This window comes from Streptomyces sp. NPDC097981 (assembly GCF_040302565.1).
GTDB lineage: Bacteria > Actinomycetota > Actinomycetes > Streptomycetales > Streptomycetaceae > Streptomyces.
Map to the genome: position 1 here is coordinate 24,387 of NZ_JBEORW010000043.1, position 12,049 is coordinate 36,435.

At 72.3% G+C, this 12,049-nt stretch carries 10 protein-coding genes; 2 read left to right on the forward strand and 8 right to left on the reverse strand.

What is annotated here, in order from left to right; genetic code table 11:
- The first annotated feature begins 78 nt into the window (after window positions 1–78).
- A complete protein-coding gene (locus ABTY04_RS31850; RefSeq protein WP_352216903.1) occupies window positions 79–2,103 on the forward strand; it encodes an O-antigen ligase family protein in 2,025 nt (674 codons plus the stop codon).
- A complete protein-coding gene (locus tag ABTY04_RS31855) occupies window positions 2,046–3,017 on the forward strand; it encodes a glycosyltransferase (protein WP_352216904.1) in 972 nt (323 codons plus the stop codon). Before ABTY04_RS31850 ends, ABTY04_RS31855 begins: the two co-directional genes overlap by 58 nt.
- A gap of 47 nt (window positions 3,018–3,064) precedes the next feature.
- Here the strand turns inward: ABTY04_RS31855 and ABTY04_RS31860 are convergent, their stop codons facing one another.
- The 8 genes from ABTY04_RS31860 to ABTY04_RS31895 form a co-directional block, all read right to left on the reverse strand.
- Window positions 3,065–3,898, reverse strand: coding sequence for a glycosyltransferase family 2 protein (locus tag ABTY04_RS31860; RefSeq protein ID WP_352216905.1), 834 nt, complete (start codon window positions 3,896–3,898; stop codon window positions 3,065–3,067).
- Between the two features lie 5 nt (window positions 3,899–3,903).
- A complete protein-coding gene (locus ABTY04_RS31865) occupies window positions 3,904–5,007 on the reverse strand; it encodes a hypothetical protein (RefSeq protein WP_352216906.1) in 1,104 nt (367 codons plus the stop codon).
- A 5-nt stretch (window positions 5,008–5,012) separates the two neighbouring features.
- Window positions 5,013–6,503, reverse strand: coding sequence for an oligosaccharide flippase family protein (locus tag ABTY04_RS31870; protein ID WP_352216907.1), 1,491 nt, complete (start codon window positions 6,501–6,503; stop codon window positions 5,013–5,015).
- Window positions 6,500–7,222 carry a YveK family protein gene (locus tag ABTY04_RS31875; RefSeq protein WP_352216908.1) on the reverse strand — a complete coding sequence of 241 codons (723 nt, stop codon included), beginning with the start codon at window positions 7,220–7,222 and terminating at the stop codon, window positions 6,500–6,502. The genes ABTY04_RS31870 and ABTY04_RS31875 overlap by 4 nt, the downstream gene beginning before the upstream one ends.
- Window positions 7,223–7,346: 124 nt before the next feature.
- Window positions 7,347–8,477 carry a non-hydrolyzing UDP-N-acetylglucosamine 2-epimerase gene (gene wecB / locus ABTY04_RS31880; RefSeq protein ID WP_352216909.1) on the reverse strand — a complete coding sequence of 377 codons (1,131 nt, stop codon included), beginning with the start codon at window positions 8,475–8,477 and terminating at the stop codon, window positions 7,347–7,349.
- A 4-nt stretch (window positions 8,478–8,481) separates the two neighbouring features.
- A complete protein-coding gene (locus tag ABTY04_RS31885; RefSeq protein WP_352216910.1) occupies window positions 8,482–9,738 on the reverse strand; it encodes a nucleotide sugar dehydrogenase in 1,257 nt (418 codons plus the stop codon).
- Window positions 9,738–10,517 (reverse strand): WecB/TagA/CpsF family glycosyltransferase, encoded by a 780-nt coding sequence (locus ABTY04_RS31890; protein WP_502996757.1) that lies wholly within the window; start codon window positions 10,515–10,517, stop codon window positions 9,738–9,740. Before ABTY04_RS31890 ends, ABTY04_RS31885 begins: the two co-directional genes overlap by 1 nt.
- Window positions 10,514–11,683 (reverse strand): hypothetical protein, encoded by a 1,170-nt coding sequence (locus tag ABTY04_RS31895; RefSeq protein WP_352216912.1) that lies wholly within the window; start codon window positions 11,681–11,683, stop codon window positions 10,514–10,516. Before ABTY04_RS31895 ends, ABTY04_RS31890 begins: the two co-directional genes overlap by 4 nt.
- Between the last annotated feature and the right edge of the window lie 366 nt (window positions 11,684–12,049).

The window sequence follows — 12,049 nt, forward strand, 5'->3', positions numbered from 1 at the left end:
GATTCCTTCCGTCGCGTTCGATCTTCCCAGGACGCGGGTCGGCCCGCCATCGGTTCCGGCATGCGCGAGGAGGCGTTCGTGAGCATCGGTGAGATGGCCGCCGTGCTGCGGCGCCGCTGGTACGTGATGGTGCCCCTGACCCTGCTGGGGCTCCTCGCGGGGCTGCACCTGTACCGGTCGGTGCCCGTGGCGTACCAGTCGCAGAGCTCGGTGGCGCTGCTCGACTCCGCGGCGGTGGCCGAACTGGCCCCCGCCTTCGGCAACCCCATCTCCAACGCGGGCGGTTCACTGGTCGTCACCGCGGACGTGCTGATCAGGACCCTGTCGGGGGCCGACGCCGCACGCGATCTGCACGGTCTCGGCGTGAGCGACCCCTACACGGTCGGTTTCGCCGCGAACACCTCGGGCCCGATGCTCACCCTGACCGTCACGGGCACCGACCGGGCGAAGGTGCTCAAGGAGACCAGCACGCTCACCGCCTTCGCCGGCGAGCAGCTCAACGCGCTCCAGACGGCGGCCAAGGTACAGCCGGCCTACTTCGTGCAGACGGCCCCGGTGGTGCTGCCGCAGACCCCGGTGCCCCAGCTCAAGAGCCGCTACCAGCAGGTGCTGGGCGTCGTCATCGCCTGCGTGACCGCCGGCTTCACGCTCTCCTTCGTGACGGAGACCCTGCTGGTGGCCCGCCGCCGCAGGCGCGAGGCCGCCGCCGCGCCCGGCGCGTCCGGGGCGCGCGTCCGCAGGAGGCTGCGGGGCCGGGCGCCGGACGCCGTCGCCCTGCTCAGCGGCTATCTGGGGCTGGCCTTCTTCATCCCCTCGAACCTGACCCTGCCGGGCATGGGCGGCGTGGGCACCCCGGCCAACGTGTTCGCGCTCCTCGGCCTGTTCTGGTACCTGGCGACCTGGCTGACCGGACGGATCAGGCCGGCCGAGGGCACCCGGCTGCCCCGGGTCGTGATGTGGCTGCTGGCCGTCTCGGTGCTGGCCTCGTACCTCGCGAACGCCTCCCGGGGCAGCTCGCACAAGGAGGTGCTGGGGGCGGACCGCGGCCTGATCGGGCTGCTCGTCTGGGTGTCGCTGGTGGTGCTGGTCTCGGCCGGCATCCAGAACCGGGCCCGCCTCGACGTCCTGATGCGACGGACCGTGGTGATGGGGTCGGTGGTCGCCGCCATCGGCTACTACGACTTCTTCACCGCGACGAACATCGCCGAACACATCAGCATCCCGGGGCTCCACTCGAGCGTCGCACAGATCACCGCCATGGACCGCGGTGCGTTCACCCGGCCCCGCTCGACCACCGCGCAGCCGCTGGAGTTCGGCGGCATGCTCGCCCTGCTGCTGCCCTTCGCCGTACAACAGGCCTTCGACCCGGTCCGCCGGCACCTCAGCGGCTGGCGCCGCTGGGGTCCGGTGGCCCTGATGGGCGGCGCCCTGCCGCTGACCGTGTCGCGGACCTCCATCATCGGCGCGCTCATCGTGGTGCTCGTGATGGTCCCGCGGTGGAAGCCGCAGCGGCGCTGGACCGCCCTCGGCCTGCTGCTCGGATCGGTGGCCTGCTTCAAGGTCCTCGTGCCCGGGCTGATCGGCACCATCACCACGCTGTTCGGGTCGTTCCTGTCGAACTCCGACAGCAGCACCCAGGCCCGCACCGTCAAGTACAGCGCGATTGTGCCCTATCTGGAGGAGCACCCGCTGTTCGGGCGGGGCCTGGGAACCTTCACACCGGACCTCTACTTCTTCACCGACAACCAGTACATGCTGACCCTGGCGGAGATGGGCCTGCTGGGCCTGCTCGCCCTCCTGGCCCTGTTCCTCACCGGAATCCACCAGGGCGGCGCCATCCGCCGCCTCGCCGCCGACGAGCCCGACCGGGAGCTCGGCCAGGCGTTCTTCGCCTCGGCCCTCGTCGCCCTGGTCAGCAGCGCCACCTTCGACGCCCTCAGCTTCCCGATGTTCGCCGGGATGTTCTTCCTGACGATCGCCGCCGGAGGCAGTTACCTCGGCTTCATCCGGCGCGGTGCGCCGAAGCCCCGAACCGTGGAGTCCCCATGCCCTCCCGCCTCCACCCGGCCCCGCCGGACCGAACTCACGCAACCGGTCCCGTAGCCCTCCTGGTCGTCACCTGGAACAGCGCCCGGGTGCTGCCCGAGTTCCTGGCCTCCCTGCAGGAGGGCATGGCCGGCCTCGACTGGCGCCTGGTCGTCGCCGACAACGACTCCGCCGACGACACCGTCGACCTGGTCCGGCAGCTGGCCCCGGACGCGGCGGTCGTCCAGACCGGCCGCAACGCCGGATACGCGGCCGGGGTGAACGCCGCCTTGGCGGCCGCCGCCGCATGGGAGGGCGGATTCCGCGCCGCTCTCGTGTGCAATCCCGACATCCGCATGCGACAGGGCTGCGCAGGGCTCCTCGTCGACGCCCTCGACGCTCCCCTGTCCGGCGGCCGCCGCGTCGGGATCAGCGTCCCGCTGCTGTACGAGGAGGACGGGACCCGCCACCATTCGCTGCGCCGCGAATCGTGCGTGACGCGCGCCCTGGGCGAGGCGGTGATCGGCAACCGCCGGGCCGGGCGCTTCCCGCTGTGGAGCGAGCTGGTCACCGACCCTGCCGCGTACGAGCGGGCGACCGTCGCCGACTGGGCGACCGGTGCGCTGATGGCCCTCTCCCGCGATTGCCTGGATGCCTGCGGCGCCTGGGACGAGTCGTTCTTCCTGTACTCCGAGGAGACCGAGTACTGCCTGCGGGCCCGGGACCACGGCTTCGTCACCCGGCTCGAGCCGGCTGCCTCGGCCGTCCACCTCGGCGGGGACTCGCAGGTGTCGCCGCGTCTGTGGACACTGCTGACCCTCAACCGCGTACGGCTCTACAGCCGTCGGCACGGAGCGGCGGCGACCGCCGCCTTCCGGGGGGCCGTACTGCTGAGGGAGACCTCGCGGGCGGCGCTCGGCCGCCCGGCCAACCGGGCGGCGGCGCGCGCCCTGGCCAGTCCGTCCGCGCTGCGCACGGTGCCCGGGCCCTGACCGGGCGCGGCGGGTCGTCTCCCACCCGCCCCGTCACCCGTCGCCGGTCACCCGGAGGGAGTCCGCCCGTCCCAGGCGGTGTAGAAGCTCTCCGGGTTGACCAGGTAGCGCACGGTGGGACGGGGCACGTGGCGGACCTCGTGGCGCCGGCTGTAGCGGCGGACGAGCTCCCAGTCCTCGCGGGGCAGTACCTCGGGGGTGCGCCGCAGCCGGCTGAAGTACAGGGACCGGGTGCGGCGCGCCACGAAGGCGTTCGTGTCGAGGAAGGCCTCGCGGGCGGAGCGGCGGCGGTCGAAGGGCACGGACAGCACGTCCCGTTCCGATCCGTCGGGGAGCACCCTGCGCAGGGCCGTGTACACGGCGTCGGGCCCGCCGGGCGGATCCAGCACCGCGAGGGCCTGCTCCAGATGGTCCGGCTCCCACAGGTTGTCGTCGTCCAGGAAGGCCACGTACCGCGAACGGGTCAGCCGTATCCCCACATTGCGCACGACTCCGGCCGTGGCCGTGTTGCGGGCCAGCGAGACCGCGAACAGCCGCGGATCACTGGGAAGTCCGGGGAGTCCGGCACCGTCGTCGACGACGATGACCACCTGGTCCGCCACGGTTTGCCCCAGGGCCGAGCGGACCGCCGCGCGCAGCGCCTCGGGGCGCCGGTGGGTGGCGATCACGGTGGCCACGAGCGCGGCCGGCGGGCTGCCCAGGACCGCGCCGAGGCGGACGGTCTCCGCGTCCTCGAAACGCCGCAGCCACACGGCGGAGGGGGCGAGCAGGACCTTGTTCCTGGCCTCGAAGAGCACCAGCCAGCCGAAGGCCCGCTTCAGGAGCTCCCACGGGGCCCGGGCGATGCCGCGCATGATGTCCTCTCGATCGTCAGGGGGCACGCTGTTCAGGAGGCGGGGCCGGGGACGACCGGCCGGCCGTCGGTCGTACGGTTGCCCCGCCACACGTTCCCGGCGCCGCCCGCGTTCCATGCGGTGACGAGCCCGTAGGCACCGCCATTGGGGTGGTACTGGCCGGAGAACACGTTGTCCGTCACCTGGATGCCGGTGGCACCGGGGCCGCCTCCGTAGAGGGCGTAGGCTCCGCCGGCCAGCCAGTTGCCGTCCACGACCACGGAGGAGACGGTGCCGGTGTCGGCGAAGAGCCCGACGGCCGCCGTCGCGCCCTGCTCCACGGAGACGGGGTTGAGCAGGGTGTTGTGGCGGATGGTCAGCCGGCCCTTGTTGCCCCCGCCGCTGATGACGGCGTCGGTGTGCTGCCACTCGCCGCCCTGGTTGCGGAAGGCGACGATGTCGTGCACGTAGTTGTCGTGCAGCTCGCCCTGGCCCATCGAGAGGGCGTTGCCGAACACGGAGACGTCGCACCAGCCGACCTCGATCGAACTGCCGCCCATGTTGGAGACGGCGTAGTCGACCCCGCCGTTGTCGGGGCCCTTGCCCGGTACGGCGGTGATGGTGGTGTGCAGGACGCGCAGGCCGCTGAAGCCGGGGCGCAGATTGATCCCCCACCAGTTCGTGGAGGTGATCCGGCTGTCGATGATCGTGACGTCGTTGGCGTAGACGTCCAGGGAACCGTTGATGTCCCAGCCCTTGATGACCGTGCCGTCGGTCTTCACGGACATGTTCCCCGTGTCGTGCCGCTCCAGCGCGATCCGCGGGCCGGTGGTGCGGGCATCGGGGAATCCGCAGGCGCCGGGCGAGGAGCAGGCGCCCGCGGTGGGTGTCCCGCCGGTCCCCGGTGAGGGTGTGGTGGAGGGCGGGGCCGTGCCGTCCGGGGGACTCGGGCTGCCCGTGGCGGACGGGTCCGCGGAGGGTGCGGGCGCAGGCGTGGGACCGGTGCCCGCACCGGGGCACTCGAGGGCGCTGTCCGGGCAGGGCCCGGCCGAGGGCTCGCTCACGCCCGTCCGGTCGGCCCGGTACAGGGTCAGCACGACGGCCAGTACGAGCCCGGCCAGCAGCCAGGCCCGCAGGTGCCTTCGGTCGCGTGCCACGGCCGCTAGCCCCCTGCCGCCGCGGCGGCACCGGCGGGCGGGGAGCCGCGCAGGAAGCCGAGGCTCGGCAGGATGCACAGCACGTAGCAGAGGGTGCCCGCTGCGGCGGTCGCGAGGAGCGCGAGGACGCCGTCCCCGAGGAGCCGCTCCAGGCCGAGGACCACGGCGGCCATCACGGCGCCGCCCAGGAACGGCCAGGCACAGGCCCGTGCCACCGTACCCAGGCCGACGCCCCCGCGGTGCAGTGCGAAGAGGAACACCGGCACCACGACGGCGCCCGCGACCAGGACGTGCCCCTGGGCCACTCCCGTGATCCCGCCGGCGCCGGCCCCGACGACCAGGGCCGGGACCAGGACGACGAGCCAGAGTCCCTGGACGCCGATGAGGGAGCGGCGCCGCCCGATGGCGACCAGGCAGTCGTAGGCGAGCTCGCAGCCGATCCGGACCAGGCCGAGCGCCATCAGCCAGGGCAGCGCGGCGGCCGCGGGCAGCCAGCGCTCGCCGTAGACGAGCCCGACGATCGGGCCGGCCAGGGCGGCCAGCAGGACGCAGAGCGGGACGGTGCCGGTCATCACGACGCCCAGGGCACGGCCGAATCCGCCGGCCAGTGCCCCCGGAGAGTCGGCCAGCCGGGAGAACCCGGCGAAGGAGACGCGGCGGGCGGCCTCGGAGATGATCCGCACGGGCCAGCCGGAGATGTTGAAGGCGAGCACGTAGAAGCCGAGCGCCAGCTGGTCCAGGGCGGAGCCCACCACCATGGTGTCCACGTTGACGACGCCGAGGGCGAGCATGCTGGCCCCGGCGAGGGGCAGTCCGAAGCGGAGCAGGGCCCGGGCCTGCTCCCGGTCCCAGCCGAACCTCAGCGTGCCGGGCGCGGCGAGGCAGCAGCCGGCGAGCGCGGCCGCGTTGCCGGCCACGGAGCCCCAGGCGAAGCTCATGGCGCCCCACCCGTCGACGGCCAGCACCAGGGTCACCCCGGTGCTGAGCAGGAAGTTGACGGCGTCGATGGCCATCCGCCTGCCCTGCGCGAACTCCCGGGTGAGGAAGCCTGCGGGTACCTGCGACAGCCCGTCGAGGACCACGCACACGCACATCACCCGCAGGATTCCGGAGGCCTCGGGCGAGCCGAGCACCCGGGCCACCGCGGGGGCCGCCGTGAACAGCACGGCGTACAGCAGGCAGCTGGAGGCGACGCTCAGGGTGAGCACGGTCGGCGCGAAGCGGCGCGGGTCGCCCTCCCAGCGGACGATCGCCAAGGAGACGCCGAGCTCGTTCGCGGAGAGCAGGACCAGCAGCACGGTCTGGGCGATCCCGTAAACGCCCCACGCCTCGGGACCGAGGAAGAAGCGGGCGAGGACGATGCCGGTGACGAAGTTGCCGAGGCGCATGACCACGGTGTTGACCAGGCTCCACCGGGCGGCGGAGCCGACCTTGCGCCCCAGCGACGGCGCCTCGGCAGGCGCCTGGGTTCCGGTGTCGGTCCCGGTCCCGGTCACGGCGATCCGGCGGAAGCCCGGGCGGTACGGGAGGTGCTCGCCCCGGAGTCCGCGGTGTCAGGCAGGTCCCCGGGCGGCCCGGCTTCGGACGGCGCGGGCCGGTGCCGGCCCGGCTTGCCCGACCTGCGGCGGCGGGCTTCCACGAAGAAGGTGGCCACGAGGCTGAGGACGAAGCCCAGAGCCCCCGCCATGATCAGGTACTGGAGCCGGGTCTTGGTCTGTGCTTCCGGCTTCTGGGGCGGGACGATCGTCGCCATGCGGATCATGGCCTCCGGCGTCACCGACTGCTGGGCCTGGAACTCCTGCAGCCGCTTCTCCGCGTAGGCGGTGAAGACCTGGTCCGACTTCAGGACGGCGGCCGGATCGGTTCCGGTGACGCTCAGCCACATGAACGGCCCCTGGGCGTTGTCGGCGATCTTCGCTTCGTACTCCCCGGTGACGCCCTGGGACTTGAGGTCGGCCCGGGAGTCGTCGGAGTTGAGGTTGCGGGCCAGCCCGTCGGCCATGCCGGTGAGCGAGGCCTGGGTGCTCAGGAAGGGGTTGCCGTCGAAGGCCACCGTGGCCTTCTTCGAGTTCAGGAGCGTCACCGTGCTCTGTGACCGGTACTCCACCGGGACCAGCACGTACACGCCCGCGATGAGCGCGGCCGTGAGCAGCAGTCCGGGCAGCAGCACGTACCAGCGCCTGCACATGACCCGCCAGATCTCCGCGAGATCCATGGTCTTCCCCCTCGCGGCGGCGTCGTGTCCTCCACGCGCCGCCGCTCTTTCTTTGCGGTGATTACGGTTCTTGCGTTCTTGCGGTGTTGCCTGGTCGCCGCTCCTCCGTCGGCCGGGCCCGTCGCTACGGCGCTCCGGCCGCCCCGTCGGGGGCGAGGTCGGTGGGCCGCAGCCGGGTTGCCGCGGTCCCGCCGTCCAGCAGGACTCTGGCGATGCGCTCGCCCGCGCGGCCGTCCCAGAGCTCGGGGCAGCGCGGCGCGGGCGGATCGTCGAGCACCCGGTCCACGGTGGCCGTGATGCGGTCCGGGTCGGTGCCCGCCAGGACGTTGGTGCCTTCCTCGACGGTGATGGGCCGCTCGGTGTTCTCCCGCAGCGTCACGCAGGGCACGCCGAGGGCGGTGGTCTCCTCCTGGACGCCCCCCGAGTCGGTGAGCACCAGACGGGCGGAGTCCTGGAGCGCGATGAAGTCCAGGTACCCGGCCGCCGGCACGACCTGGATCCCGGCGGGGACTCCGGTCTCCGCCAGCCGCTCCGCGGCCCGCGGGTGCGCGGGCAGCAGCAGCGGGCAGCGTCCGGCGATCTCTCCCAGCGCCTTCAGCAGGCCGCGCAGCGCCCCGGGGTCGTCCACGTTGGCCGGCCGGTGCAGGGTGACGAGGCCGTACCCGCCCCGGGTGAGCCCGTACCGGTCCAGGACGTCGGAGGTCCTGGCCCGGTCCAGGTTGGCGAACAGGGTGTCGATCATGACGTTGCCGACGACGTGGATCTGGTCCTCCCGGTACCCCTCCGACCACAGGTTCGCGGCCGCGTCGGGGGAAGGGGCCAGCAGGTAGTCGCTGACGCGGTCGGTGGCGACCCGGTTGACCTCTTCCGGCATGCTCCAGTCCCGGCTGCGCAGCCCGGCCTCCACGTGGGCCAGCAGCGGGCCGGCCTTCGCGGTGACCAGGGCGCAGGCCAGCGTGGAGTTGATGTCGCCGACCACCACCACCGCGTCCGGGGCCAGTTCGTCGAGCAGCGGCTCGAAGGCCGCCATCACCCGGCCGGTCTGCCGGGCGTGGGTGCCGGACCCGGCGGCCAGGTACCGGTCGGGGGGACGGATGCCGAGGTCGCGGAAGAAGACGTCGTTCATGGACTCGTCGTAGTGCTGGCCGGTGTGGACGAGGACCACTTCGGCGCCGTGGCGCTCCAGCGCGTCCATGACCGGTTTGATCTTCATGTAGTTGGGCCGTGCCCCGGCCACGCAGATGATCCTGGGCATGGTGTCAGAGCACCTCCACGGTGGGTCCGGAGAGCCGGTTGCGGCAGTCGAGGATCAAGGAGGCGTGCTCGGTGACCATCGCGTAGTCGAAGGAGTCGTGGTCGGTGAGCAGGACGACCACATCGGCGGCGGCCAGCTCCTTGCGGGTCGGCTCGACCCTCGACAGGCGGGCGTCGACCTTGATGCCCTCCACCACGTGGGAGTCGGCCGCGCGCACCTTCGCGCCCATGTCGAGGAGCAGCTGGGCCACGCGGACGGCGGGCGATTCACGGGCGTCGCCGGTGTTCTTCTTGTACGCCAGCCCGAGGAGCAGGATGCGCGAGCCGTTGACGGAGCGGCGCTTGGCGTTGAGCGCATCCATGACCCGGCGTGCGACGTACTCGGGCATGTGGCTGTTGATGTCGTTGGCCAGCTCCACGAAGCGGAAGTTCTGGCCGAGTTCGCGCTGCACCCGCCAGGACAGGTACGAAGGGTCGATCGGGAGGCAGTGGCCGCCGACCCCGGGGCCCGGGGTGAACTTCATGAAGCCGAACGGCTTGCTGGAGGCGGCCTCTATGGTCTGCCACACGTCGATGCCGAGGTGGCGGGCGAACATGGCTATCTCGTTGACCAGGGCGATGTTCACGTGCCGGAAGGTGTTCTCCAGCAGCTTCGCGAGCTCGGCCTCCTTGGGCGAGCGGACCGGAACGGTCTTGTCGACGAGGCCCGCGTAGAAGGTCTCGACGGCCTTGAGGGAGGTCTCGTTCACGCCGGAGACGACCTTCGGCGTCTGCTGGAAGCCCCAGACGGTGTTGCCGGGGTCAATCCGCTCCGGGCTGTAGCCGAGGTGGAAGTCGACGCCGGCGGTGAGGCCCGAGCCGTCCTCCAGGATCGGGCCGAACAGCTCCTCGGTGGTGCCCGGGTAGGTGGTGGACTCCAGGACGACGGTCGCGCCCGGCCGCAGGAAGCGGGCCAGCGTGTGCGCCGACTCCTCGACGTAGCGCAGGTCGGGAGCGCCGTCCTGTAACGGGGTGGGGACCGTGACGACCGCGACGTCGAAACCGCCGCAGTCCCGCGCGAGTTCACTGGCCTGGTAGGAGCCGTGCTCCAGTGCCCGGGTCAGCCGTTCGGAGGAGACGTCCTCCACGTACGACTCGCCGGCGGCGAGGCTCTTGACCCGCCGGGCGTCCACGTCGTACCCGACCACTTGGTGTCCGACCTCGGCGGCCCTGATGGCCAGCGGCAGGCCGACGTATCCCTGTCCCACGACGACGACGCGCATCAGTGACTCCTGTTCGCGAAACCGGCAGACGGTGTACGGCGGATGAGTTCACGGACCGTCATGAGGAGAAAGGCGGTGTTGGTGGTGAGGTAGCGCTTGCCGAGGCGGCGGGGCTCCTGGAGGGTGCGGTAGAACCATTCGAGGCCCATGCGCTGCCAGACCGCGGGGGCCCGCTTGGTGATCCCGGCCAGGATGTCGAAGGAGCCGCCGACACCGTGCACCACGTGGGCGCCGGTCTGCTTGCCGTAACCGGCGGTGAAGATCTCCTTCTTGGGCGAGGTCATGCCGAGGAACAGCAGTTGGGCGCCGCTCTCCGCGACGGCGTCGGCGACCGCGCCCTGGTCGGCGTCGTCGAAGTAGCCGTTGCGGCTGCCGGCCACGCGCAGTGCCGGGAACCGATCGGCGATCCGGCGGAGCATCAGGTCCAGTACGTCCTGCCGGGCACCGAGCAGGTAGACGGGGATGTCCGCGGTCTCCGCGGCGGCCAGCAGCCGCATGAACAGGTCGATTCCCGCGACCCGTTCGGGCAGCCGGACGCCGAGGACGCGGCCGGCCCACACCACGGCCTGGCCGTCGGCCAGGACGAGGTCGCAGCCGGAGACCGCCGCCGCGAGGCGGGGGTCGCGCCGCATGTTGACCAGCTTGGCCGCGTTGACCATGCCGATCTCGATCTGGTCACCGCGCCGTACCGCTTCGAGGCAGTACTGAACGGTCTCGTCCATGGTCAGGGCATCGAGCGTAACCCCGAACAGGGACCGGCGAGATGGTCGTCGGCTCATCTCTGCGGCCCCCCGAGCCAGGCGTGGAGCAGCCAGCCGAACTCGTACGGCCTGCACTCGCGGTCGATCACGACGGGGCGGAAGACCCGGTCGAGCAGGGCGAGGCGGGCCTGCGGGGCCACCTTGGTGGTGAGGCCGCGGGCGGCGCGGACGGCCTTCGCCGGGTCGCCGCGGTAGACCTTGCGCCAGGTGACGCCGTAGTCCTCAAGGATCATGGGTTCGCGCGGGGTGCCGTCGGGCCCGCTGATCTCGGGCGCGTCCGTCATCCAGCGCAGCCCCCGGCGGATGGCGGCGCCGAAGTCGGTGCCGCCCGCGTCGGCCAGGTCGAAGAGCGCGGTCGGGGCCATGGCGTGCTGGTGCACGCTGTAGACGGGGTAGCCCTCCACCACGCCGCCCGTGCGGGCGTCGTAGTGCCACCACCACTGTCCGCCGTCCCCCTGGAGTGCGCAGATCCGGGCGGCGCAGGCGTCGGCGGCCGCGAGGGCCTGCGGGTCGGGGCCGCTCGCGTGCAGCCGGGCCAGCGCCTGCAGCGGATAGGTCTGGTCGGCGAAGCAGGCCACGTGGGAGCGGTATCCCGGGACCAGCCCCGGCCCGGTGGCGTGCGGGAACAGCGGACTGCCGGCCGTCCTGGCCACCAGCAGGCGGTCGCGGGCTGCCGCCAGGCGCTCTTCCACGTCCACCGCCGTACGGGCCGCGGCGAGGGCGGAGAGCACCCAGGCCGCCTCGACGGTGTACTGCGCCCGCCCGGGGACGTCCAGCGCGGCCACCCGCGCGAGGGCGTCCGCCAGCTTGGGGTGGCCCGTCTCGGCGGCGGCCCAGGCGATGAGCGCTGCGTCGCCGAGGTTCGTCACGGCGGGCAGCCGCTCGACCAGCAGGCCGGCGTACTCCTCGACGCTGTGTCCGCCGAACAGGGCGCGCTGCCGGTCCTCGGGCAGGAACCGCGCCCCGAGCGCGGTGATGGCCGCGTACCGGGTGCTGGTTCCGCGCCCCTCCACCCGGCGGACGCCGCCGGAGGTGACCGTCCCCACCCGGGTGAACACGAAGGTGTCGGCGCCGGGCAGGTACATACCGGGCAGTCCCGCCTCGGCCAGCGCGAGCAGCTGCTCGGCGAGCGCGTGCAGCGACGGGTCCTCGTGGGCCAGTGCTTCTAATCGTGCGGCGGTCACCGGGTCCCCACCCCGGTTCCCTGTGTGCTGCGCGCACCTCGTATGTCCGAGCTGTACGGCTCCAACACACCTACCCCCTCTGATCGCTCCTCGGACAGACCTGGCGGTCGTCGTTCCGCGGAGGGGCGTGCGCATGACGACGCACGTGCCATCGGTGTGGTCCCTCCGATGGCACGAACCGTCCGGGGCCGCCCACTGGATCCCCCCAGCGATGCCCCGGACCGGAGCAGGCGCGGACGGCGGCGTGCGGGCGCGTAGAAGCGCCGGCCGTCACCTGGTCCGCGATGCCCTCGTCGTGTACAACCCCCCACTGAACAAAGCCTGTTGCCTGCTCAGATCCCGTGTACAGGGACAAGGTATGCCCAA